This is a genomic window from Gluconobacter sp. DsW_056, from assembly GCF_002153595.1.
GTDB lineage: Bacteria > Pseudomonadota > Alphaproteobacteria > Acetobacterales > Acetobacteraceae > Gluconobacter > Gluconobacter albidus.
Map to the genome: position 1 here is coordinate 101,134 of NZ_JOPF01000009.1, position 23,639 is coordinate 124,772.

Genomic DNA, 23,639 nt, shown 5'->3' on the forward strand with positions numbered 1-23,639 from the left:
CCTCAGTCCTCCTGCTCGAGCTGATCAATCAGCCCCGAGATCACATCCAGTCCTTTACGCCAGAAACCCGGATCTGTCGCATCAAGTCCGAACGGCGCGAGCAGTTCCTTGTGTCGCAGCGTCCCGCCCGCTTCGAGCATGGTGCGGTATTTCGCAGCAAAACCCTCAGGTTTTTCCTGATAAACACCATAAAGCGCATTCACCAGACAGTCCCCGAAAGCATACGCATAAACATAGAACGGGGAATGCACGAAATGCGGAATATACGACCAGTAGAGGTCATAATCCGGTGTGAAGTGGAACACAGGCCCCAGACTCCGCACCTGGACCTCACGCCAGATTTCTCCCAGACGCTCCGGCGAAAGTTCGCCCTTCGCGCGCTCGTCATGAACCTTCACTTCAAACTGATAAAACGCGATCTGCCGGACGACCGTGTTCAGCATGTCCTCGACTTTTGCCGCCAGCATGTGACGACGGCGCTTCGGATCGCTCTCCGCATCCAGCAATGACTGGAACGTCAGCATCTCGCCAAACACCGACGCCGTCTCCGCCAGCGTGAGCGGCGTATCGGCGTTCAGATAGCCCTGCTTTTTCCCGGCCAACGTCTGGTGCACGCCATGTCCCAGCTCATGCGCCAGCGTCATGACATCCCGCGGCTGCCCGCGATAGTTCATCAGGATGTAGGGATGCACTGACGGCACGCAGGAATGCGAGAACGCCCCCGAAGACTTGCCCGCCACGGGTGCCGCATCAATCCAAGGATGCGTCAGGAACCGGTTCACGATCTCGCCCAGACCCGGATCAAACCCGGCATAGGCCGTGCGCACAATCTCCTTGCCCTGCTCCCAGTCGATCTTCCGCACCTCGACACCCGGCAACGGCGCATTGCGGTCCCAGTGCTCCAGCTTCTCAAGCCCGAGCCACTTGGCCTTGAGCGCATAATACCGGTGCGCCAGCCGCGGATAGGCCTCGTCCACCGCGCCCACCAGCGCATCAACGACCTCGTCCTCAACCATGTTCGCCAGATTGCGCGAACTCGTCGGGCGCGGATAACCACGCAGCTTATCCCCGATCGCCTTGTCCTTGGCGAGCGTGTTGGTAATCATCGTCAACAGCCGCGAGTTTTCACCCAGAACCGCACTGATCTGCTGCGCCGCAGCCTCACGCTTGGCACGGTCCGCATTCGTCAGCAGGTTGAACGCCTCGCCCAGCGGCTTTTCCTCGCCGTCGATCGTGACACTCAGCGTCGCCATGGTTTCATCGAACAGCCGGTTCCAGGCATTTCGCCCCGTCACCGACTTGTCCATCAGCACCTGCTCGACCTCATCAGAAAGCTGATAGGGCCGGTACATCCGCAGATCCCGCAGATACGCATCCCATTTGCGCATTTCCGGCGCTTCGCAGATCTGTGCCAGATCCTCGTCCGCGATCCGGTTCAGCTCCAGCGTGAAGAACATCAGGTCGGAGGCCACCTCCGTCATCCGCTCCTGCACACCCTGCGCGAACCGCCCCCAGACCGGGTCAGTCGTATGCGCAGCAAAGCCCAGGCTGGAGAACGACCCGATCTTCCCGAGACCTTCCTCGATCGCCTCATATTCGGCGAAGGCCGCAGCGAGTTCCGCCCCGCCCAGATCGCCCAGACGTCCTTTGTACGTCTCACAGAAACGGCGCGCCTCCCCCGCCCAGCGATCAAAATCCGCCGCCAGCACCGGATCTTCCGGCGAAGCATAGAGATCGGAGAGGTCCCAGCGGGGGGGCATCTGCTCCCCGGAGGACGAATTGGGCGTGCCGTCAGCGGCAGAAAAGAGCATGGTCATACCCTGACCTTAGAGCCACAATCCCCGCCGTCAAACGGGATGTTGATGACAAATCCGTAGTGTAAAACCGCCGCCCAACCGCAACACAGCCCGCAACCCCGGATCTTCCGCCACTTCATGCATAAATACCCCCCCCAGGCATCTGAGCGCCTGACATCCTTTGAAAATCTTCGGGAGCGAATCGCAGGCCCCGATCTGGTGCGTTCGGTCGCCATTCTCGATGTCCTGATCTGCCATGACGGAAGCCTGTTTCTGGACTGGTGGCACCGCACACTCCCGTTCCATCTTGCGGTGCTGGGCTTCTACGGTGTGATGCTGTTCTTCGTCCTCAGCGGCTTCCTGATCGGCACGATCATGCTGGACCTGCTGGAACGCGGAACCTCCCTGAAAGGCTGGGGCATTTTCCTTATCCGCCGATGGATGCGAACCCTCCCGGCCTATTATGTCTGGCTGTTCTTTCTGCTGATCCCGCTCGCTTATTTCGGTCCCTATGGCGTGGTCTGGGACGAGGCCCGCCGCGTCCTGCCATGGTTCCTGACCCTGACGCAAAATCTCGGCTGGCCCATGGTCTCGAACTGGTATGGCGTCACATGGTCACTCTGCGTGGAGGAATGGTTCTACATTACCTTCCCCGCCCTGCTGCTCACCCTTCTCGCCTGCCGCGTCAAACCGGCCCTGGCCTTTGGAAGCACGCTTGCAGCCTTCTTCATCGTGCCGCTCTGCTGGCGGCTATCTCTGCCCGCAGACGTCAACTGGGACGAGGTCACCAGCAAGATCGTTCCCTGCCGTTTCGACTCGATTGCATGGGGCATTACTGCTGCATGCCTCACCCGATACGCGAAAACCGTTTCCCGCCTGCACATCCCACTGGCCCTCATCGGCACGGGGATTGTCCTGACGACATGGCTGGCAGACCTTTTGCCCATCCCGCTCTGGACACACCATTTTCAGACCATGGCGATTTTCGATGTCGTGGGCTTCGGCTACGCACTCTGCATGCCCGCGATGATGCGCCTGCGAACCCTGCCGCCCCTGATCGGCCCGGCGGTCCGCAGCCTCAGCACCCACAGCTACGGGCTTTATCTGTGCCATCTCCCGCTGGTGATGATGGCTGGCGACCTTCAGGCCCGATACGGCCTCGGCCGCAGACATGCCGTGATCTTCACGCTCCTCACCACGATCGGTGGCGCGATCCTGTCATGGCGCCTCGTGGAGCGCCCCTGCCTGAAACTCCGCCCCAGGCAGGGATAACGCGCCTCAGGCCGAAAGCTGGGACAGATCTTCCTGAACATAGCCGATGATCCGCGCATAATCGCGCGGCACAACATGCCAGAACCGCTCCAGCGTCCGCTCCCAGCAGTGCAGAAGATCCTCGGCATAGGTGCTGCCCGTCTCCGCCACATGCCGCTCAACCAGCGCCCGAAGCTCCTGATCCCAGCGGCTGCCAGCCTGCACACGGCTCCAGATCACCGTATCGGGGTTGATCTGCGCCTCGAACCGCCCCTTCACGTCCAGCACATAAGCCATGCCCCCCGTGAAACCGGCACCGAAATTGTCGCCCGTCTCCCCAAGGATCACGACCGTCCCGCCGGTCATGTATTCGCAGCCATTCGAGCCACAGCCTTCGACCACCGCCGTCGCACCGGAGTTTCGCACCGCAAAGCGCTCACCCGCCTGCCCGGCTGCAAACAGCGTCCCCGCCGTCGCCCCGTACAGAACCGTATTGCCGATGATCGCGCTCTGCTCGGACGCCCACTGCGCCGCCGGTGACTTGCGGACAACGATCGTCGCGCCCGAAAGCCCCTTGCCAACATAGTCGTTAGCATCGCCCTCGACTTCGATCTTGAGCCCCTGCACACCAAACGCACCCAGAGACTGCCCGGCAGACCCGCGCAGCGACAGCGTGAGCTGGCCTTCCGGAAGCTCCTTCATGCCGAATTTGCGCGTGATCAGCCCCGAAACCCGCGTACCGATCGCACGATGGGTGTTCTGCACGGTGTAATGCAGGTGCAGCTTCTCCCGACGCTCGAACAGCGCGGTCGCATCCGGGATGATCTGCCCGTCCAGCGTCTCCGGTACTTCGTTACGCCCTTCACGGGTGCAGTAACGCGCATGCTCGCCCGGATCGGCCTGAACCAGCAGGGAGTTCAGATCCAAATCATCCAGATAATCCGCACCACGCGACACCTGACGCAGCATATCCGTCCGTCCGATCACCTCTTCAAGCGACCGCACGCCCAGATCCGCCAGAATATGCCGGATGTCTTCCGCAATCAGCGTGAACAGGTTGATGACCTTCTCCGGCGATCCCCCGAACTTCTCGCGCAGCTTCTCGTCCTGCACACACACGCCCACCGGACAGGTGTTGGAGTGGCACTGGCGCACCATAATGCAACCCATCGCCACGAGCGCGGCCGTACCAATGCCGAACTCTTCCGCGCCCAGCATCGCCGCCATGACAACGTCGCGGCCAGTCTTGATGCCGCCATCCGTCCGCAGCACCAGACGATGACGCAGCCGGTTCAGCATCAGCACCTGATGCGCCTCCGACAGCCCCATTTCCCACGGCAGACCCGCATAATGGATCGAAGACTGCGGGCTCGCACCCGTCCCTCCCGAATGGCCGGAAATCAGGATCGCATCCGCTTTGGCTTTCGCAACACCGGCCGCAATCGTGCCAATGCCCGTCCGCGCCACCAGCTTGACCGTGACGGTCGCCGTCGGATTGATCTGCTTGAGATCGTAAATGAGCTGCGCCAGATCCTCGATCGAATAGATGTCGTGATGCGGCGGCGGCGAAATCAGCGTCACCCCCGGCGTCGCATGACGCAGACGCCCGATCAGTTCCGTCACCTTAAAGCCCGGAAGCTGCCCGCCCTCGCCGGGCTTCGCACCCTGCGCCATCTTGATCTCGATCTCGCGGCAGTCATTAAGATACTGCGCGGTCACGCCAAAACGCCCGGACGCCACCTGCTTGATCGCCGAAGACGCATTGTCCCCGTTCGGACGCGGCTTGGAGCGCTCGGCATCCTCGCCACCCTCACCGGAATCGGACTTCGCACCAATCCGGTTCATGGCAATCGCCAGCGTCTCATGCGCCTCGGGGCTCAGAGCGCCCAGCGAAATTCCCGGTGCCACCAGACGACGGCGGATCTGCGTGATGCTTTCTACTTCGTCCACCGGAACCGGCGCATGAAGCGGCTTGAAATCCAGCAGATCGCGCAGCGCCACCGGCGGCATCTGGCGCACTGCATCCGCATAGCGCCTGTAAAGCGTAAAGCTGTTCGCCGTCACTGCACTCTGAAGCATGTGCACAAGCTGCCCGGAGAACGCATGCGTCTCACCCTGACGGCGCAGCTTGTAGCGTCCGCCGACCGGCAGCGCCTCGACCTTCCGGTTCCACGCGGCCGCATGTGCGCCAAGAACGTTCCGCGCAATTCCCGGCAGACCAATCCCCGAAATCCGCGACGGCATGCCCGGGAAGAACTCTGCTACCAGCGCACGGGACAGCCCGATTGCCTCGAAATTATACCCGCCACGATAGGCCGAAATGATCGAAATGCCCGACTTGGACATGATCTTCAACAGACCCTTGTCCACGGCCTTGCGATACCGCTCCATCGCCTCACGCAACGACATCTTGCCGAACAGCCCGCGCCGCAGCCGGTCCGCCACGCAATACTGCGCCAGAGCCGGATTCACCGTCGTCGCACCCACACCGATCGTCACGGCAATCGCATGAACATCAATCGCCCCGGACGTCCGCACGTTCAGCGACGTGAACGTCCGCAGCGAATTGCGCACCAGATGGATATGCACGGCTGCGGTGGCGAGGATCATCGGAATCGCAACGCGCGTCGCATCCGTATTGTCATCCGTCAGGAACAGATGCGTGCACCCGCCACGAACATGATCCTCAGCCTGCGTCCGGATGGACGCAATCGCCGCCCGCAGACCTTCCTCGCCCTCTTCAGCCGGAAAGGTGCAGTCGATCACGCCCGCATTCTCGCCACAGACCTTCCGCAGCTCGTCGAACTCACCAATCGTGAGCACAGGGCTCGGCAGCTGCAACAGATCGCACTGCTCCGGCGCCTGATCGAGGATGTTCCCCAGATTGCCCAGCCGCGTAATCAGGCTCATCACCCGCGTCTCACGCAGGGAATCGATCGGCGGATTCGTGACCTGGCTGAATCCCTGACGGAAATAATGCGACAACCCGCGATAGATCTTCGACAGGACCTGAAGCGGCGTATCATCACCCATCGAGCCCAGAGCCTCGGCCGCATTCTCCACCATCGGGTGCAGAATGGTCTCCAGTTCCTCATGCGTCAGACTGACCGCCACCTGATGCCGCCGCAGCACATCCGGGTCCAGCGCCTCAGGCTCCACAACATCGCGCACGATTGGCTCGATATCGCGGATGCGCTTCACCCAGCCCTGGAAATCCTGACGCGACGCCAGCATCTCGAGCAGCTCTTCAGACTGGTAAAGCCGCCCTTCCTTCAGATCGAGCGCCAGCGTCTGCCCCGGACCAAGCCGCCCGCGGCTTTTGACGCGCGCATCCGGCACCCGGACCATCCCCGTCTCGGAGCCCACGATAAGCAGACCATCCTGCGTGATGCTGTACCGCAACGGGCGCAGCCCGGCGCGATCCAGCCCGGCCACGACCCAGCGCCCATCCGTCGCACACAGCGCCGCCGGACCATCCCAGGGCTCGATCACCGCATTGCAGTACCGAAACAGCGCCCGCGCCGCGTCAGACATCGCCGAATTCGCACCGCCAGAAGCCGGCACCAGCATCGTCTTCGCCATCGGCGCGTCCCGCCCGGCGAAGGTCAGCAGCTCGAACACATTGTCCAGCACTGCCGTGTCCGAACCGGCCGCCTGCACGACAGGCTTGAGATCCGCCATGTACGGGTCCAGCTCCGGGTGTGCGAGCCGCGTCTCATGCGAGCGCATCCAGTTCGTGTTGCCCGAAATCGTATTGATTTCGCCGTTATGCGCCACCTTGCGGAACGGCTGGGCCAGCTTCCAGGTCGGGAACGTATTGGTTGAATACCGCTGATGGTAGATCGCAAACCGCGACACAAACCGCTCATCCAGCAGATCCGGATAAAAATCCGTCAGGTTTTCGGCCAGGAACATGCCCTTGTAGATCACCGAGCGGCAAGACATCGAACACACATACAGATCAACCTGCTGCGCCGTCGCCTGCTTCTCGATCCGCCGACGCAACACATACAGGTCACGCTCGAACTCGTCCTCGGACCGGCCAAGCCGGTTGCGGATCATGATCTGCTCGATCTCCGGCCGCGTCTGGTTGGCCTTCTCGCCAATGCACGCCGTATCGATCGGCACCTGACGCCAGCCATAGATCCCGTAACCGAAGTTCAGGATCTCCGTCTCAATGATCTGGCGGCCACGCTCCTGCGAACCGAGATCGGTCTTGGGCAGGAACACCATGCCCACCGCAATGCGACCGTCGATCGTATCGTCGCTGGAGCCGTTATGGATCGCCTCGGCAAAGAAATCCTGCGGGATTTCCACATGAATGCCCGCGCCATCGCCGGTCTTGCCGTCTGCATCCACCGCACCGCGATGCCAGATATTGCCCAGCGCCTCGATGCCCGCCTGAACCACACTGCGCGACGGCTTGCCGTCCAGCGCCGCGACCAGACCCACACCACAGGAATCGCGCTCCTGCGACGGGTCATACAGCCCCTTCAGCCGTTCGACGTTCTCAGCATACTCGCGGATGAAATCGTTATTCTGTGTCATTCCGCGGCCTCCAGAGAACCGGTTACTGTTTCAGTCAGATGATGATGGATCGCATCGGCCGCATCCCGGCCGTCCTTGATCGCCCAGACAACAAGGCTCGCTCCGCGCACAATGTCGCCCCCGGCGAACACACCCGGCAGGCTCGTCTCAAAGCCCCCCGGCGGCACCGTCAGCGTGCCCCAGCGCGTCACGGTCAGCTCAGGCGCGTTGAACTGCCCCGGCAGATCCTCGGGATCAAAGCCAAGAGCCTTGATGACCAGATCGCCCTCGATCACGTCATGCTGCCCCGTGCCCTCGATGGACCGGCGCCCCGATGCATCCGGAGAACCCAGACGCATCTTCAGCACCCGTACACCCGACACGCTGCCATCGCCCAGAAACGCTTCCGGCGAGGCCAGCCATTCGAAATGCGCGCCTTCTTCCTCGGCATTGTAAACTTCCTGTCGCGACCCCGGCATATTCGCCCGGTCCCGACGGTAAACGCATGTCACACGCTCGGCACCCTGACGGATCGACGTGCGCACGCAGTCCATGGCCGTGTCACCACCGCCAATCACCACGACCCGACGCCCCTTCGCATGAAGCGCCGCGTCCTCGCCCGGATCCTCATCATAGCCCCGACGGTTAGATGCCGTCAGGAAGTCGATCGCATCGACAACACCCTCAAGCCCGGCCCCCGGCACCTTCACATCACGCGAGCGATACACGCCTGTTGCGAGAAATACCGCATCATGCCGCGCCCGCAGATCCTCAAGCGCCGTCTCGCCCTCGCCCGAACCAACAGGCGTGGAGAGGTGGAAGACGATCCCCTGCGCCTCCAGCAGCGCGTGACGCCGCGCCATGACATGCTTTTCCAGCTTGAAGCTCGGAATACCGTACGTCATGAGCCCGCCCACACGGTCCTGACGCTCATAGACATGAACCTCATAACCCTGCGCCCGCAGCCGCTCCGCACAGGCCAGACCAGCGGGCCCGGACCCTACGATTCCGACACGGCGCCCGAGTTCACGATCCGGGAGCGCCGGCTTCACCCAGCCCTGCTCGAACGCATTTTCGGTAATGAACCGCTCGACAGCACCAATGGTGACGCTCTCGAAGCCCTTGTTGATGACGCAGTTGCCTTCGCACAGCCGGTCCTGCGGACAGATCCGCCCGCAGATCTCCGGGAACGTATTCGTCGCGGACGACATCTCATACGCTTCCTCAAGCCGGTCCTCGGCCGTCAGCTTCAGCCAGTCGGGAATGTTGTTCCCCAGCGGGCAATGCACGGAGCAGAACGGAATCCCGCACTGCGAACACCGCGACGCCTGCTCTTCCGCCCGGCTGCGCGCGAACCCACGATAAATCTCCCCGAAGTCCTGACGGCGTTCAGCGGCGTCGCGCTTCTCCGGAAGCACCTGGGGGTGGGTGACGAACTGCAACATCCGTTCGGCCATGCGTCGTGTCTCCTGCAAACATGCGAGTGAGAATGCAGCTATTCCGTCACTTTATCCAATAACAGTCAGTGATACTGACCTTTCGCGTGAAATGGCTCATCTATTCGCTCCATGAGCCATTTTTCACACAAATTTTTAGGACCGAAACGGACCCTTCATTTCCGAAACCGCCTCCAGCTCTCACAAACACTCCCCCTTAGATAGTCCGGAACGATACTCCGCATCGCCGCAGGCCTGATCCCCAGCGCCTGAAGATCAGCCATTCCCGGCTGCACCACATTGTCCACGCCCATCATCGCAACCTGATCGCGCGTCAGCAGATGCCCCGGCAACGCCTCAAGAATGCCCGCCTCCAGCTTCGCTACCCATCCCGGCACCGGCAACAGAATTCGACGGCGCCCAGACGCCTCCAGAACGAACGCCATCAACTCCTTCATACTCAGAACATCCGGCCCACCCGCCTCAACCGTCATACCCTCATGCCCCGGCTCCACAAGCGCGATGATCGCCCGTGCCACATCACCCACATAGACCGGTTGAAACAGAATCTCGGGCGCAAACACCGGCAGAACCGGCGAGAGCTTCGCAATCAGCGCGAACATGTTGAAGAAACTGTCCTGAGGCCCGAAAATCACCGAAGGTCGCAGCAACGCCGCCTCCGGGAACACCTCCCGCACCGCACGTTCAGCCAACCCCTTGCTCCGCCCGTAATTCCCCGGCGACGTCAGCGACGCCCCAATGGCCGACATGTGCAGGTACTGCTCCACTCCCTGACGCCGCGCCATGAGCGCCGCCAGCCGCGCGCCCTCCACATTGACCCGATGCATCGCCCGCACATCCGGTGACATGATCGACACCAGGTTGATCCCCACATCCGCGCTGGCGAACACACGCTCCAGCGAAGCCGCGTCATTCACGGATGCCTTGATAAATTCCACACGTCCGTCACCCGGAAACCGCGCCAGTGCCTGATCGCCTTCGGGATTCCGGCTTCCCACACGCACGACATGCCCCAGGGCCACGAGCCGGCCAACAAGTTCGCGCCCGACAAACCCTCCGCCGCCTAAAACCGCCACAACCTTTGGGCCGTGGCCCGTTCCAGCGTCATTTCCAGCTCCGCCACCGGTTCCGTCCACGGAAAAATTTCTACGCATTTTCGCTTTTCTTTCAGTTTGGCTGTTGACGCCCCACACGTGCAGGGGTAAACGCCTCTTCACCGAGCCGGGATGCCTCAGGAAACTGAAAAAACCCGGTGCTTTCTGAGCCCAGATGGCGGAATTGGTAGACGCGCAGGTTTCAGGTACCTGTGTCCGAAAGGACGTGGAAGTTCGAGTCTTCTTCTGGGCACCACAGACGATCAGGCAGCATACTGCCTTGATCCTCTGGTGATCAAAAAAATTTGGTGACGACAAATGAGTTCGCAGAACGCCATCCATCTTCATGACGGCGATCTGCCGGATGACTTTGATCTTGGCCCTGTCGTTGCCATTGATACCGAGACCATGGGTCTCAATCCCCACCGTGACCGTCTCTGCCTCGTTCAGCTTTCAGCCGGCGACGGCGAAGCGCACCTCGTGCAGATCAAACCGGTCTCCATGGGCGGTCGCGGCTATGACTGCCCGAACCTCAAGGCGCTCCTGACCGACGATTCCGTCACCAAGCTGATGCATTTTGCACGCTTTGACGTTGCAGTCCTGCAGAACGCCTTCAATATCACGATCCCGTCGGTCATCTGCACCAAGATCGCGGCCCGGCTGGTCTATACCTTCACCGACCGACACGGCCTGGCCTATCTGTGCCGGGACCTGCTCGGCGTTGAAATTTCCAAACACCAGCAGAGTTCGGACTGGGGTGCCGAGACCCTTACCCCCGATCAGCTCCGCTACGCCGCATCGGACGTGCTGCATCTTCACGCATTGTGGGATAAGCTCGAAGCCATGCTGATCCGTGAAAACCGACGCGACCTCGCGCAGTCCTGCTACGATTTCCTCCCGGCCCGCTGTCGCCTCGACCTGCTGGGCTATGACGAGTCCGACATTTTTTCGCATCGCGCCTGAATCCCGGTCCGGCTGATCATGCACCGCCCGTCGCCCGGCTTTTCCCGCACCGCTCTGGAATCGGCCCTTCAGACCGTCTCGATCGAACGCAAAGGACTGGAAGCGCTCGAACAAGCCCTCTCCGGCCCTCTCGGGATCGCGTTCTGCGAGGCCGTCAACTGTATCGCAGAGAGCAGCGCTCGCCTGATCGTGACCGGAATCGGTAAATCCGGCCATATCGCCCGCAAAATTCAGGCGACCCTCGCCTCCACGGGCACACCGTCGCTGTTTCTGCACCCTGCCGAAGCCGCACATGGGGATCTCGGCATGGTCGCCCCCGGCGACCTGATCCTCGCTTTCTCCAATTCTGGTGAAACCACCGAACTCACCGCGATTCTGGCCTATGCCGCCCGCCAAAATCACTGCGTGATCGCCGTAACATCAGTTGACACCTCAGCCCTTGCCCGCGCCGCACAGATCCCGCTGGTTCTGCCCACAAGCACCGAAGCCTGCCCGATGGGTCTGGCACCGACGACAAGCACCCTGCTTCAACTCGCCCTAGGTGATGCCCTGGCACTGGCACTGCTCGAAAAACGCGGCTTCACCGCCCGCGACTTCGGCGCTTTCCACCCCGGAGGGCTTCTCGGCGCCCGTCTGCGCCCCATCAGCGACCTCATGCATACCGGTGAATCCCTGCCGCTCGGGCAGGGCAGTCTCCCGCTCCGCTCCGTCATTCTCGAGATGACACGCAAATCATTCGGGTGCATGGGTATCATTGATGACAATGGTAAACTTCAGGGTCTCATCACGGACGCCGATCTCCGCCGCGCCCTCTCCGGCGACCTCGACGCGACCACGGCGGCTGACGTCATGAATCCCGCTCCCGTCACCGCGCGCGCCGACACGCTGGCGCAGGACGTGCTGCACCTCATGAACCAGCGCGAACGCCCGATTACGAGCCTCTTCATCGTGGACGCGGAACACCGCCCTGCGGGAATCGTTCATATCCACGACCTCCTGCGGAGCGGTCTGTCATGAGCGGCCCTACGCCAGATAATGGCGAACACCGCATTCGCCGGGAAGATTTCGACCCCAACCGGACCGAAAGCCTTGCCCGCCTCGACAACCTGCGCCGCGCTGCTTTCCAGCGGATCCGTCAGGCTCCCAATGCTCAGGAACTCGCCCGACGCCGCTCGCTTCTGGGTTTCGCCAAATGGGCACTGCCAGGGCTGGCCCTCGTCCTCCTCAGCTCCATCGCGGCCTGGCCCGAGATTTCCCATCTCATGAACCAAAACCGCGCCGCCCTGAAGGAAATGGCCCGCCTGCGCGTGGAAAGCGGCAACATGGAACAGGCTACCTATCGCGGTCTCGATGCCCACGATCATCTGTACATGATCACGGCCCGCACCACCCACCAGCAGGGCCCGGATCGCGTGGACCTTGTCGATCCCGTCGCCGACATCCAGCTCTCCGGTAATTCCTGGGCGCATATCAAGGCTGATCGCGGCGTCTACATGCAGCACGAACAGACCCTCGATCTCGACGATAACGTTGTGCTCTACCGCGATGACGGCTTTCTCCTGAACGGCCCCTCCGCAGATCTGGACCTCAAGGCCGACGTCATCGCTTCGCGGGACTGGGTCCATGCGGAAGGCCCCTTCGGCACGCAGGACGCCCAAGGCTATTTTCTGGACCAGCATGCGGGTATCATGCAGTTTACGGGGCCGGGACTGACGGTCCGCAACGATGACAACGGCCCTCCGAGTGCGGCGGCCCGCCTGCACCTGCAAGGACTGAAGACAGAGAAATGACCCGCCGTTCCGCAGCCTTCCTTCCCCTCCTGATCGCCCTTCCTCTGGCCTTCCCCTCCGCTCCTGCCCACGCGGACGGACTGGACATGTCCCACGGCGAAGCGGTGCAGCTCTTCTGGAAAAAGGAAGAGGTCTACGATCGCAATGCCCAGACCGTGACCCTTACGGGCGGGGCGCGGGCCGTACGCGGGGATACGACAGTCGATGCGGATACGCTGATCGGATATCTGCGCAAAAAAGCGCCCGCTCCCGGACAGCCCGCTCCTGCGCCAACACCGGCCGATGGCAAAAGCGCGAGCAGCGGCGATCCGATGGGTGGCTCCCTCGAGCTGTACCGGATCGAAGCGCGCGGCAACGTCCATATCTATAACCAGACCGATCAGGGCTGGGGCGATCACGCGCTGTACGACATGGATCAGGGCGTCATGGTCATGACTGGCAAGCATCTGAAACTGACCACGCCGCAGGACGTTCTGACGGCCCGCGACGTCATGGAATATCACGCCAAAACGCGCATGTCGGTTGGCCGGGGCGATGCGACTGTCACGACCAATGATGGCAAACAGGTCAAGGCGGACGTGCTGGTCTCGTTCAGCAAACCCAGCGATGCGCCATCTCCGTCTGCAAAGCCGGCACAGGCAGCCGCAGATTCATCCAATCCAATGGGCGGCGGTTCCTCGAAGCTCGACCGGGCCTATGGCTGGGGGCATGTCGTTCTGCGCACCCCGACCCAGACCGCCACGGGCGATCGTGGCGTCTATGTTTTCGATACCCAGATTGCCCGCCTGATCGGCCATGTGCATGTCACGCAGGGGCAGAACCAGAACAATGGCTCGCAGGCCATCGTGAACATGAAGACCGGCATCGCAACCATGCTGCCGGGCACGGATTCCCCCATTCAGGGGCTCGTCGTGCCAAACGAGGCCAACAGCAGCCAGGCACCCAAGTGACAGACAGCCATATCCCCTCTCAGCCGCCCGCAACCGGTCTGGTCGCAAGCGGCATCGGCAAGTCCTACAAGAAGCGTGCCGTCGTCAAAAATGTCTCGCTTCAGGTGCAGCGCGGCGAGGCAGTCGGCCTCCTCGGCCCGAACGGCGCGGGCAAGACGACCAGCTTCTACATGATCGTCGGTCTCGTGCAGCCTGACACAGGCACCATCACGCTGGACGGTGCGGACATCACACAGCTTCCGATGTATCGCCGCGCCCGTCTCGGTGTCGGCTACCTGCCACAGGAAGCCAGCATTTTCCGCGGCTTGAATGTCGAGCAGAACATCATGGCCGCCCTTGAGGTCGTCGAACCCGACTCGGAAAAGCGCGACCTGATGCTCAACGGCCTTCTGGCCGAATTCGGCATCACCCATCTACGCCGCTCGCCTTCGCTCGCCCTTTCCGGTGGTGAGCGCCGCCGTCTGGAAATCGCCCGTGCGCTGGCCAGTCAGCCGAACTACATCCTGCTCGACGAACCGCTCGCCGGTATTGATCCGATCGCCGTAGGTGAAATCCGCGATCTCGTCTCGCATCTGAAGGATCGTGGCATCGGCGTGCTGATTACGGACCATAACGTCCGCGAAACGCTCGAAGTCATCGACCGCGCCTACATCATGCACGGTGGGCAGGTGCTGATGGAAGGCACGCCCGAAGCCATTGTTGCGAACGAAGATGTCCGCCGGGTCTATCTCGGAGAGAATTTCTCGCTGTAACATGCCGGGATGCTTGTCCCGGGCCTGATCCAGCGTCAGTCGCAGTCTCTCGTCATGACGCCCCAGCTGCGTCAGGCGATTGCACTGCTGCAATACACGCAGATCGACCTCGCCCAGCACCTGCGGCAGATCTGCGAAGCCAATCCGCTCCTCGTCCTGGAGCCCGGCGAGACTGCGGTCGATCCCGCCCCCGCTCCGGAAGAGTTTCACGACGACGACCCGGACCGCTTCACCAGTGCCTCTGAATGCCCGGAAGCAGCGGCACCACCTCCGTCCGCCCGGGATGATCTGATCCTCCAGATCCGCCTGTCTTTTTCTCCCGACGAACAGAACGCGGCACTGCATCTTCTGGACAGTCTGGACGAAAGTGGCCGCCTTCCCGTTTCAGTAGCGGATCTTGCAGGCGACCTTCGCATGGAGCTCGCAAGGCTCGAAGCGATCCGCCAGAGTCTCATGCATCTTGAACCTGTCGGGCTTTTCGCCCGATCGCTTGAAGAATGTCTGGCGGCGCAACTCCGCGTCCGCAACCGCCTTGATCCCGCGATGCAGACCCTCCTCGACAATCTGGACCTTCTCGCCCGGCGCGACTGGCGCAGGCTGCGCGAAAAATGCGCTCTTGAGCAGGACGACCTGCTGGAGATGCTCGCCGAAATCCAGGCGCTCGATCCGCGCCCCGGCCTGACCCTGCCACCGCCTGAGCCCCCCAGCGAACCCGATCTGATCGTTCGCTTCAACGGCGCCGGCTTCCGTCTGACCCTCAACACGCGCCTGCTGCCGAAACTCCGGCTTGATGACACGATGCGCGCGCAGCTTGATGGACGCACGGATTCCGGCAAGACGCTTCTTGCCTGTGCGGCAGAGGCCACGGCCCTGATCCGCGCGCTGGACAGCCGCAAACAGTCCCTGCTCGCGGTTGGCCGCGCGATTGTGCAGCATCAGGCCGATTTCCTGCGCGATGGTCCCGCCGCCCTGCGCCCGCTGACCATGCGCGACATCGCCGAGCGCACGGAGTTGCACGAAAGCACCATCAGCCGCATCGTCAGCAGCAAATATATCGACACGCCACAGGGCACCGTCCCGCTCAGGCTGTTTTTCTCCACAGCCCTGACGTCCGAAGACGGCACGTCCCAGAGCGCTCACGCGATCCAGCATCGTCTACAGGCGCTCGTCTCGGCCGAAGGAGACAACGTCCTGTCCGACGATGCCCTGACGGTCCTTTTGCAAAAGGAAGGCTTCTCCATCCAGCGCCGCACGGTTGCGAAATATCGCGAGGGGCTGGGCATTGCGAAATCCAGCCAGCGCAAGCGGCTGCGCCGTACGGCCTGAAGACTCCGGGGCTTTGACAGGCTGACAGAATTTCCCTTACGGAGCCTGAATGTCTAGCGTCCCGCTGCCTCTCACTGAAATTCCCTGGAGACCTCCCGAACAGGCGCTTTCCGCAATGGACTCCGCCCCCTGGGCCGCGTTTCTCGATAGCGGAGGCCCGGACACGGACGAACGCGCCCGCTGGTCTTTTCTGTGCCTGTCTCCTGCCGAAACTCTCGACTGGCAAGGGGGGAGCCTTCGCAGGAATGGCATATCCATACAGGGTGATGTCTGGACGCATCTGCGCGATATGGCCGCCGCCTCGACCCGTTGCCCCGAAGCAGAGGATATCATCCCCTTCACCGGCGGGGCGGTCGGTATGATGAGCTATGAAGCGGGCATGGCGCTTGAAAAAGTTCCATCCCGCCATGTTTCTTCTGCGCCCAGACTGGTGGCGGCCTCTTTTGAAGATGTGCTGGCGTTCGACCGGCATGAAAAACGCTGTTGGTGGATCAGCCGGAGGGGACATCCCGCACCCGAATTAACCTCGCCGACGATCCGCCCCACCCCCTCCCTGCGTTTTCGGCCTGAACAGCCGCGGGACATCTGGATGGATGCGGTTCGCAGCATCATCGCCTTCATCCGGGCCGGGGATATTTTTCAGGCCAATCTGACGATGCGCTGGGTTGCGGAGTGTGCTGACGGTTTCGATGAGCTGGCTGCCTATCAAACACTGCGCCAGACCTCCCCGGCTCCGTTCGGGGCCTATCTGAAGACGCCGGATTTTTCGCTGCTCAGCACCTCCGTGGAACGTTTCATTTCGCTTTCGCGGGGCGGGCTGATCGAGACGCGCCCCATCAAGGGCACCATTTCCCTTGGATACACGCCCGAAGAAACAGCCCGGAACAGCCGGACACTGGCTGCGGACGAAAAAGAACGCGCCGAAAACCTGATGATTACGGATCTGATGCGAAACGACATCGGTCGTGTCTCACAGATCGGCTCTGTTCGCGTTCCCCAGCTGTCGAAGGTTGAGCAGTTTCCCCACGTCCTGCATCTGGTCTCGGTCGTTCAGGCGCAACTCCGTCCCGAACTGGACGCCATTGATCTGCTTCAGGCCACACTTCCGCCGGGTTCCGTCACAGGGGCACCAAAAAAACGCGCCATGGAGATCATCGACCTTCTGGAAGCCTCTGCCCGTGGGGCCTATTGCGGCAGCCTGTTCCGTATCGGCGAGGATGGAGCCATGGACAGTTCCGTCATCATCCGCAGCATGGCGCGATCGGGCGACACCCTTTCCGTCGGTGCGGGAGGCGGGATTACCGTACTGTCCGATCCGATGCGGGAATATGAGGAAATGCTTCTGAAAGTCTCCCCGATCCTGAAGGCGTTTGAGGCATGAGTACTCCTGTCTGGCTCAATGGCCGTCTCCTGGACGCGACAGACGCGCATATCGCTCCGAACGACCGGGGATTTCTGCTCTCTGATGGGCTGTTTGAAACAATCCGCGTCGCCAACGGACAGGCGCCACATCTGGCACGGCATCTGGCACGGCTGGAGGAAGGATGCACGATCCTCCGTCTGCCCACGCCGGACACGACGCTGCTGACACAGGCCGTTTCCGATCTGCTGCATGCCACGGGGCTGTCAGACGGATCGCTGCGCCTGACGGTCACGCGCGGCACCGGGCCACGCGGTTTGGTACCGCCTGTTACGCCGCAACCCACAGTCCTGATTCAGGCAACTGCTTCCGCGCTGGCCGTGCCTGCCCCCGTCAGGCTGGGGCTTGGCCGCTACCGGCGCGATGGGGGCTCTCCTCTGGCGCGCGTGAAATCGCTTGCCTGTCTGCCATCCATCATGAGCCGCATGGAAGCCGTCGCAGCCGGCCTGGATGATGCGCTTCTTCTGGGAATGACGGGGGCTGTTGCCGAGGCCAGCGCTGCAAACGTCCTGTTCCTGCAGGAAGAGCGTCTGCAGACGCCTCCCATCCATGACGGCGCGTTGCCGGGAACGTCCCGCGCCCGACTGCTGGAAGGGAGCTTCTGTACCGAAGGCCGTCTTTTGCCGCAGGACCTCAAAACGGTGACAGGCGTGTGGCTGGTTAATGCATTATCGCTGACCGCCGTATCGGGCATCGACAATTATGAGCTGCCCCTGCACCCCGAACGGGACAGGCGGCTGAGAGAGTTTCTGTTCTCTGTCTGAACCGGCCCTTGCCGCCACAAAAAAAAGCCGCTTTCCCGATGGAAAGACGGCTTTTCAGCGTTCAGCAGCAGGCTCTTATTTCAGCGCAGCAATCGCCGTCATTTCCACGCGCCATTCCGGAACGGCCAGCTTGGCTTCAACCGTGGCGCGGGCCGGTTTGCTGTCCGTGTCCAGCCATGCATCCCAAGCCCGGTTCATCGCCCCGATTTCCGCGATATCCGTCAGGAAAATCTGCACCGACAGGATCCGGCTCTTATCCGTTCCCAGCGAGGCCAGAAGCGCGTCGATCTGGCGCAGGATGTCGACTGTCTGCCCTTCCGTGTCGAGGGTAGCGTCGTCCGCGACCTGACCGGCCAGATAGGCCAGCCCGTTATGGACGACGACGCCCGCAAGGCGCTGCTCTTCGAGGTGACGGGAAATATCGGCGTTTTTGCTCACGGGCGTGGACTTTCTGACGTCGGTTACTGAGGCGGGAGGTTACTGAAGCAGGGTCGGGATCATTTCATGTTCGAGGATGGCGTCGAGTGCGCTTTCCTCATCTTCGGCAACCGCCATGGGTGTACCGTCGGCGGCATGAATGGCCACGAGCATTTCACCGTCATGCATGACGGATCTGACATAGGCGAGACGGGACATCCCCAGTGTCAGGAGCTGCGGTCCCGTGATGCGGCGCAGATCCGCAGGGAGTTTGTCGTCCGAACGATCACCGTTTTCGAAGGGATTGTTCAATTCAGGTTCCTTCTGAAGCCGCGGCGGCGTCTGCCGACCGATCTTGAGTTCAGTCTGTAAAAAATGCGACCGCGCGACCGGCCTTATTCGTCGTCGATATCGCGCGCAGGACGCGTCGTGCGCCGGGTTTTCACGACGGGCGGCACCACTTCGTGATGAACCGTCGGCGCTGGTGCCGGGCTGCGCCGCCCCTGCGAAATCGCAATCCGCTTGACCCGCACTTCCGGCTCCGGACGCAACAGATCGATATGCAGCAGGCCGTTATCAAGCCATGCTCCGCCGATTTCGATGCCTTCCGCCAGCACGAACGCCTTGTGAAACTGCCGCGCCGCAATACCGCGATGCAGGAAAATGCGTCCCTGGCTGTCATCCGTCTGACGGCCGCGAATCACAAGCTGGTTGTCTTCCTGCGTAATCTGCAGATCGTCCATGACAAAGCCCGCAACAGCCAGCGTAATCCGCAGGGCCGTAGAGCTGAGCTGTTCAATGTTGTAGGGGGGATACCCGTCGGACGTCGATTTTGCAGCACGCTCAAGCATCTGCTCGAGGTGATCGAAACCGAGGAACATCGGGGACGTAAACAGGCGACCGGACATAGGGCGAGAGCCTCCTCCATGAGCGAGACAGACAGGACCGGCCCCATTATGCGGCGACCGGCTGACCCTACGATATGGTGTCCACCCCCGCAGATGCAAGCTCTGCTCTCACCGGAGCATCTGCAAAACCGACGTTGATGGCATGTTGCACTGGCATTTGAAGCCTGCGCTCGCTACATCGCAGGGCATGAGCGAATTCGATTTCCTGTCCGGCATCGACGATGTGCCGCCCACCCCGATCCTGATCGCCCCCCAGCCCGTGCTGCGGGAGGTCACCCGCGACGTGCGCCCTGAAGACATCGCCTTCATCCGCGACCAGCTTCCGGGCATGTTTTCCGCCATGTACAAGGCCCCCGGCATCGGCCTCGCCGCGCCACAGGTCGGTCTTGGCATGCGCTTTGCTCTGGTGGATGTGGCCGAGGAAGATGCGCCTCGTGAGCCCATGCTGCTGATCAATCCGGAAATCGTTACGGATTCAGAGCAGATGGCTGCCCGCGAGGAAGGCTGCCTTTCGCTGCCGAACCAGTATGCCGAAGTTGTCCGCCCCGAATCGATCCGTGTCCGGTACCGCAACCTTGCGGGAGAAACGATCGAGCGTGATGCATCGGGCCTGCTCGCCACCTGCATCCAGCATGAGATGGACCATCTCGACGGCATCCTGTTCGTCGATCATCTCTCGACGCTCAAGCGCAACATGATCATGCGCCGCCTTGCCAAAGAGCAGAAGCTCGGAAGGCGCTGATCCCCGATGCGGCTGATTTTCATGGGAACGCCGGACTTTTCGGTCCCGGCGTTGCACGCTCTGCTCGACGCCGGTCACGAGGTGGTTGCGGTCTACACGCAGCCGCCGCGACCGGCAGGACGTGGCAAAGCGCTGCGTCGTTCGCCGGTTCATGAAGCGGCCGAAGCGGCCGGGATCGAGGTACGGACACCCGCGCGTGTTCGCCGGGACGCGGCGGAGCACGCTGCTTTCGCCGCCCTGAATGCCGACGCCGCCGTGGTCGCCGCCTATGGCCTCATCCTGCCCAAAGAGATGCTGGACGCCCCGCGTCTGGGGTGTCTGAACATCCATGCGAGCCTCCTGCCGCGCTGGCGGGGTGCCTCGCCCATTCAGTCTGCGATCCTTGCCGGAGACAGCCAGAGCGGCGTCTCCATCATGCAGATGGATGAAGGCCTCGACACCGGTGCGGTGCTGCTGGAGGAAGCCACGCCCATCAGCGCGACCGATACCGCCAGCACGCTGCACGACCGTTTGTCCGAAATCGGCGGCCGTCTGGTCGTGCGTGCCCTCGTCGAACAGCTGACACCCGCGCCGCAGCCCGCAGACGGCGTCACGTATGCCGAGCGCCTGACCCGCGATGATGGCCGTATCGACTGGACAAGATCGGCCTCCGAGATCGACCGCCAGATCCGTGGCCTCACCCCCTGGCCCGGCGCGTTTACGACGCTTGATGGTGTCGTGCTGAAAATCGGCACAGCCATCCCGTTGCCGGACGCAACCCACGGTTCCTCCCCCGGCGCCACACTCGACGACGCTCTGACGATCGCCTGCGGCACCGGCGCAATTCGCATCGACCGCATCCAAAAGCCGGGACGCAGCATGATGTCCGCTGCCGACTTCCTGCGCGGCCAGCCTCTCCCGAAAGGGACGCGCCTTGTCTGAAACGCAGGCCGCAGAGCCCTCCGCTCTGAACCGCTGGGCCCTGCGCATCGAATATGACGGCACCGGCTATCTCGGCTGGCAGAAGCAGAATGACGGCATCTCGATTCAGAGCCTGATTGAAGCCGCCGCCGCGAAGCTCGTGCGCAACCGTCCCGTCCCCAGCATCACCGCCGGGCGTACGGATGCAGGCGTTCATGCCGCAGGCATGGTCATCCATCTCGATTTCCCGGATGACGCCCCGATCGACGCCCGCCAGATCCGCGATGGCATGGGATATCATCTCAAGCCCCACCGCGTCGTTGTACTGGAAGCCGCGAAAGTCGGGCCGGAATGGAATGCACGCTTCTCCGCCACATGGCGCAGCTATCGCTACACGATTCTCAACCGCCCTGCCCGCCCGGGTCTGATGGAAAACCGCGTCTGGCACATCAAGCGCCCGCTGGACGTGGATCGCATGCAGCAGGCCGCGAACCATCTTCTCGGCCCTCATGATTTCACGTCATTCCGCGCGGTCGCCTGTCAGGCCAGAAGCCCCGTCCGCACGCTGGACGTTCTGAACATCCGCCGCGATGGCGAACTGGTCATGATCGACACGAAGGCACGCTCCTTCCTCCATCATCAGGTCCGCAACATGGCTGGGACCCTGATGATGATTGGCGCAGGCCTGTGGCCTGTCGAGAAAACTGTCGAGATTCTGGAGGCGAGAGACCGCTGCGCCGCGGGACAGACGGCCCCGCCCGAAGGGCTTTGCCTGATGGATGTCGGCTATCCCGACAATCCGTTCCGCAAAACCTAAAACGACACCCCAAGCAGGTCCACCATCGCATTGTAATGCGGCGGCAGAAGCCACAGCACCCAGAGCAGCGCTGCTACCGGCAGCGTTTGCAGAAGCGTCATGACGAAAGCCTGCCACCCCGTCGTCACAAGCCCGACTTTAGTCACATACCAGGTCAGCCACAGCGTATAGAGCTGTGCGCCAAAAGCGAGACCTGCCAGCGCTTGACCGGAGGCAGCAGCCCCCGGCATCACGAGATGCAGCACACCCTGCGCCATAATCAGCAGCACGAGCGGCAACCACCCACACCACAAGGACGCCGTAGCATAACGCGCCCACAGCCCCTTACGGCTCAGGAAAGCCGCATAAAGCTCCGACACCACAAGTTGCAACAGTGTGCAGACCAGCGGCACCACAGCCCGCACAAGCCCCATGATCCTTTCCGCGGGCGGCAGCATGAACGCCATCCACACACCGATGAGCGCCAGCGCGATCGTGGGTGCCAGAGCCGCGAACAGCGCCCCTGCTCCGGGCGCGAAACAGTTGATCCCTTCGGACCGCCCGCGCCCCAGAAGCCACACGCCCAGCGGAATGGCCATGGTTCCAGAGGGTGGAAACGGGCCCGGCCGTCCGGAATTCACAGCCCGTATCCTTCCATGAACGCCAGATAGATCCGAGTCAGATCCTCCAGCGTCCCAAGCTCAACATTCTCGTCCCGCTTGTGCATGGTTGCGCCGACAAGGCCGAATTCCGCAACCGCGCAATAGCGCGAAATGAAACGTGCATCGGACGTGCCGCCGCCAGTATCAAGCCGAGGTGTCCGGCCCGTCACCTGCTGCACGGCGTCCGAGAGGCACGTGACCGCCTCTCCGGGTTGCGTTAGAAAAGCCTCGCCACTGATGGACACCTGCACGTCCGCTGAAGGCGCATGATGCAGGACCACATCCTCGATCCACGCCGTTAGAGCGGATCCGGTGTGAAGGTCATTGAAGCGGATATTCAGCCGCCCGACGGCCTGCGCCGGAATGATATTGGTCGCGGAATTGCCCACGTCGATACTGGTAACCTGAAGCGAAGACGAATCAAACCACTCGCTACCCGCATCCAGCTCCCGCGCCGTCAGTTCGGAAAACGCTGCCAGAAGACGGTGAACCGGATTATCCGCCAGATGCGGATACGCCACATGCCCCTGCATACCCTGAACAGTCACGACGGCATTCATACTGCCGCGTCGGCCGATCTTGATGACATCGCCCAGAGCCTCGGGATTCGTGGGCTCACCCAGCAGGCAGAAATCCGGAAGCTCCTCCCGTTCCGCCAGCCATTCGATGACCGGTTTCGTCCCGAAATGCGCGGGGCCTTCCTCGTCTCCCGTAATTAGTAGGGAAACGGAACCCTTCAATGGCCCCTGCTCCAGACGCCGGGCTACAGCGGCCACGAAACAGGCCACGCCGCCTTTCATGTCCGCAATGCCGCGTCCATAAAGCCGCCCGTCCTGAACCACGGCGGCAAACGGATCATGCGCCCAGCCTTCGCCGGGCGGCACGACATCCGTATGGCCCGCAAAACAGAGCGTGGGGCGCCCCGTACCCAGCCGGGCATATAGATTGGGCGTCGGGGCCTCCGCGGGGCCGAAAGGAAGATGGACTGTCTCAAAACCCATCCCCTCCAGCACACCTGCCAGAAGCATCTGCGCGCCCCCGTCGGCCGGGGTCACGGACGGACAACGCAGCAGATCCCGTGCCAGTGCCACGGGATCTGTCGGCAGGTGTGATCCGCTCACGAC

At 62.2% G+C, this 23,639-nt stretch carries 21 protein-coding genes and 1 tRNA gene; 13 read left to right on the forward strand and 9 right to left on the reverse strand.

Going from position 1 to position 23,639, the window contains the following annotated elements:
- Positions 1-2 precede the first annotated feature (2 nt).
- Positions 3-1,811 (reverse strand): M3 family oligoendopeptidase, encoded by a 1,809-nt coding sequence (locus HK22_RS07655; RefSeq protein WP_086648862.1) that lies wholly within the window; start codon positions 1,809-1,811, stop codon positions 3-5.
- Between the two features lie 123 nt (positions 1,812-1,934).
- On the opposite strand from HK22_RS07655, the gene HK22_RS07660 reads away from it, so the two are divergent.
- Positions 1,935-3,068 carry an acyltransferase gene (locus HK22_RS07660; RefSeq protein ID WP_086648863.1) on the forward strand — a complete coding sequence of 378 codons (1,134 nt, stop codon included), beginning with the start codon at positions 1,935-1,937 and terminating at the stop codon, positions 3,066-3,068.
- A 6-nt stretch (positions 3,069-3,074) separates the two neighbouring features.
- Here HK22_RS07660 and gltB read toward each other — a convergent pair whose 3' ends face one another.
- The 3 genes from gltB to HK22_RS07675 all read right to left on the reverse strand — a co-directional run bounded on the left by gltB (position 3,075) and on the right by HK22_RS07675 (position 10,185).
- Entirely contained in the window at positions 3,075-7,595 is a 4,521-nt protein-coding gene (gene gltB, locus HK22_RS07665; RefSeq protein WP_086648864.1) for a glutamate synthase large subunit, read from the reverse strand.
- Positions 7,592-9,031, reverse strand: a complete 1,440-nt coding sequence (locus tag HK22_RS07670; protein ID WP_086648865.1) for an NAD(P)-dependent oxidoreductase — start codon at positions 9,029-9,031, stop codon at positions 7,592-7,594. Before HK22_RS07670 ends, gltB begins: the two co-directional genes overlap by 4 nt.
- Positions 9,032-9,186: 155 nt before the next feature.
- On the reverse strand, positions 9,187-10,185 hold the full coding sequence (locus tag HK22_RS07675) for a complex I NDUFA9 subunit family protein (RefSeq protein WP_086648866.1): 999 nt from the start codon (positions 10,183-10,185) through the stop codon (positions 9,187-9,189).
- Positions 10,186-10,294: 109 nt separating this feature from the next.
- On the opposite strand from HK22_RS07675, the gene HK22_RS07680 reads away from it, so the two are divergent.
- The 9 genes from HK22_RS07680 to HK22_RS07720 all read left to right on the forward strand — a co-directional run bounded on the left by HK22_RS07680 (position 10,295) and on the right by HK22_RS07720 (position 18,090).
- Positions 10,295-10,381: transfer RNA gene (locus tag HK22_RS07680), tRNA-Leu, on the forward strand.
- 62 nt (positions 10,382-10,443) lie between these two features.
- Positions 10,444-11,088, forward strand: a complete 645-nt coding sequence (locus HK22_RS07685; protein WP_077802440.1) for a ribonuclease D — start codon at positions 10,444-10,446, stop codon at positions 11,086-11,088.
- An 18-nt stretch (positions 11,089-11,106) separates the two neighbouring features.
- Positions 11,107-12,105 carry an SIS domain-containing protein gene (locus HK22_RS07690; RefSeq protein WP_062110564.1) on the forward strand — a complete coding sequence of 333 codons (999 nt, stop codon included), beginning with the start codon at positions 11,107-11,109 and terminating at the stop codon, positions 12,103-12,105.
- Positions 12,102-12,878 (forward strand): LPS export ABC transporter periplasmic protein LptC, encoded by a 777-nt coding sequence (lptC, locus tag HK22_RS07695; protein WP_077802439.1) that lies wholly within the window; start codon positions 12,102-12,104, stop codon positions 12,876-12,878. The genes HK22_RS07690 and lptC overlap by 4 nt, the downstream gene beginning before the upstream one ends.
- Entirely contained in the window at positions 12,875-13,828 is a 954-nt protein-coding gene (locus HK22_RS07700) for an LptA/OstA family protein (protein ID WP_062110568.1), read from the forward strand. The genes lptC and HK22_RS07700 overlap by 4 nt, the downstream gene beginning before the upstream one ends.
- Positions 13,825-14,580, forward strand: coding sequence for an LPS export ABC transporter ATP-binding protein (gene lptB / locus HK22_RS07705; RefSeq protein ID WP_086648867.1), 756 nt, complete (start codon positions 13,825-13,827; stop codon positions 14,578-14,580). The genes HK22_RS07700 and lptB overlap by 4 nt, the downstream gene beginning before the upstream one ends.
- Positions 14,581-14,589: 9 nt before the next feature.
- Positions 14,590-15,906, forward strand: a complete 1,317-nt coding sequence (gene rpoN / locus HK22_RS07710) for an RNA polymerase factor sigma-54 (RefSeq protein WP_086648868.1) — start codon at positions 14,590-14,592, stop codon at positions 15,904-15,906.
- Between the two features lie 49 nt (positions 15,907-15,955).
- Entirely contained in the window at positions 15,956-17,287 is a 1,332-nt protein-coding gene (locus HK22_RS07715; protein ID WP_086648869.1) for an anthranilate synthase component I family protein, read from the forward strand.
- On the forward strand, positions 17,284-18,090 hold the full coding sequence (locus tag HK22_RS07720) for an aminotransferase class IV (protein ID WP_086648870.1): 807 nt from the start codon (positions 17,284-17,286) through the stop codon (positions 18,088-18,090). Before HK22_RS07715 ends, HK22_RS07720 begins: the two co-directional genes overlap by 4 nt.
- 75 nt (positions 18,091-18,165) lie before the next feature.
- On the opposite strand, the gene HK22_RS07725 is transcribed toward HK22_RS07720, so the two are convergent.
- From HK22_RS07725 to HK22_RS07735, 3 genes are all read right to left on the reverse strand, one after another.
- Positions 18,166-18,528, reverse strand: a complete 363-nt coding sequence (locus HK22_RS07725; RefSeq protein WP_062033461.1) for a RidA family protein — start codon at positions 18,526-18,528, stop codon at positions 18,166-18,168.
- Between the two features lie 39 nt (positions 18,529-18,567).
- Positions 18,568-18,819, reverse strand: a complete 252-nt coding sequence (locus HK22_RS07730) for a DUF1150 family protein (protein ID WP_077802433.1) — start codon at positions 18,817-18,819, stop codon at positions 18,568-18,570.
- A gap of 83 nt (positions 18,820-18,902) precedes the next feature.
- Positions 18,903-19,415, reverse strand: coding sequence for an Hsp20 family protein (locus tag HK22_RS07735; RefSeq protein ID WP_077802432.1), 513 nt, complete (start codon positions 19,413-19,415; stop codon positions 18,903-18,905).
- Between the two features lie 187 nt (positions 19,416-19,602).
- Between HK22_RS07735 and def the strand changes: the two genes are divergently transcribed.
- The 3 genes from def to truA are packed head-to-tail and all read left to right on the forward strand — an operon-like array spanning position 19,603 to position 21,874.
- Positions 19,603-20,157, forward strand: coding sequence for a peptide deformylase (def, locus tag HK22_RS07740; RefSeq protein WP_062110829.1), 555 nt, complete (start codon positions 19,603-19,605; stop codon positions 20,155-20,157).
- A 6-nt stretch (positions 20,158-20,163) separates the two neighbouring features.
- The gene (gene fmt / locus HK22_RS07745; RefSeq protein WP_086648871.1) at positions 20,164-21,078 is read left to right on the forward strand and encodes a methionyl-tRNA formyltransferase; all 915 of its coding nucleotides are present in this window, start codon (positions 20,164-20,166) and stop codon (positions 21,076-21,078) included.
- Positions 21,071-21,874, forward strand: a complete 804-nt coding sequence (gene truA / locus HK22_RS07750) for a tRNA pseudouridine(38-40) synthase TruA (protein WP_086648872.1) — start codon at positions 21,071-21,073, stop codon at positions 21,872-21,874. The genes fmt and truA overlap by 8 nt, the downstream gene beginning before the upstream one ends.
- On the opposite strand, the gene HK22_RS07755 is transcribed toward truA, so the two are convergent.
- On the reverse strand, positions 21,871-22,452 hold the full coding sequence (locus HK22_RS07755) for a hypothetical protein (RefSeq protein WP_086648873.1): 582 nt from the start codon (positions 22,450-22,452) through the stop codon (positions 21,871-21,873). The genes truA and HK22_RS07755 overlap by 4 nt on opposite strands.
- Positions 22,453-22,490: 38 nt before the next feature.
- Entirely contained in the window at positions 22,491-23,636 is a 1,146-nt protein-coding gene (gene dapE, locus HK22_RS07760) for a succinyl-diaminopimelate desuccinylase (RefSeq protein ID WP_086648874.1), read from the reverse strand.
- Between the last annotated feature and the right edge of the window lie 3 nt (positions 23,637-23,639).

Excerpts from the sequence above, each read along its gene's own strand:
- HK22_RS07655 (WP_086648862.1), bottom strand. The coding sequence starts at position 1,811 with ATGCTCTTTTCTGCCGCTGACGGCACGCCCAATTCGTCCTCCGGGGAG.
- HK22_RS07660 (WP_086648863.1), top strand. The coding sequence starts at position 1,935 with ATGCATAAATACCCCCCCCAGGCATCTGAGCGCCTGACATCCTTTGAA.
- gltB (WP_086648864.1), bottom strand. The coding sequence starts at position 7,595 with ATGACACAGAATAACGATTTCATCCGCGAGTATGCTGAGAACGTCGAA.
- HK22_RS07670 (WP_086648865.1), bottom strand. The coding sequence starts at position 9,031 with ATGGCCGAACGGATGTTGCAGTTCGTCACCCACCCCCAGGTGCTTCCG.
- HK22_RS07675 (WP_086648866.1), bottom strand. The coding sequence starts at position 10,185 with ATGCGTAGAAATTTTTCCGTGGACGGAACCGGTGGCGGAGCTGGAAAT.
- HK22_RS07685 (WP_077802440.1), top strand. The coding sequence starts at position 10,444 with ATGAGTTCGCAGAACGCCATCCATCTTCATGACGGCGATCTGCCGGAT.
- HK22_RS07690 (WP_062110564.1), top strand. The coding sequence starts at position 11,107 with ATGCACCGCCCGTCGCCCGGCTTTTCCCGCACCGCTCTGGAATCGGCC.
- lptC (WP_077802439.1), top strand. The coding sequence starts at position 12,102 with ATGAGCGGCCCTACGCCAGATAATGGCGAACACCGCATTCGCCGGGAA.
- HK22_RS07700 (WP_062110568.1), top strand. The coding sequence starts at position 12,875 with ATGACCCGCCGTTCCGCAGCCTTCCTTCCCCTCCTGATCGCCCTTCCT.
- rpoN (WP_086648868.1), top strand. The coding sequence starts at position 14,590 with ATGCTTGTCCCGGGCCTGATCCAGCGTCAGTCGCAGTCTCTCGTCATG.
- HK22_RS07715 (WP_086648869.1), top strand. The coding sequence starts at position 15,956 with ATGTCTAGCGTCCCGCTGCCTCTCACTGAAATTCCCTGGAGACCTCCC.
- HK22_RS07720 (WP_086648870.1), top strand. The coding sequence starts at position 17,284 with ATGAGTACTCCTGTCTGGCTCAATGGCCGTCTCCTGGACGCGACAGAC.
- HK22_RS07735 (WP_077802432.1), bottom strand. The coding sequence starts at position 19,415 with ATGTCCGGTCGCCTGTTTACGTCCCCGATGTTCCTCGGTTTCGATCAC.
- def (WP_062110829.1), top strand. The coding sequence starts at position 19,603 with ATGAGCGAATTCGATTTCCTGTCCGGCATCGACGATGTGCCGCCCACC.
- fmt (WP_086648871.1), top strand. The coding sequence starts at position 20,164 with ATGCGGCTGATTTTCATGGGAACGCCGGACTTTTCGGTCCCGGCGTTG.
- HK22_RS07755 (WP_086648873.1), bottom strand. The coding sequence starts at position 22,452 with ATGGCCATTCCGCTGGGCGTGTGGCTTCTGGGGCGCGGGCGGTCCGAA.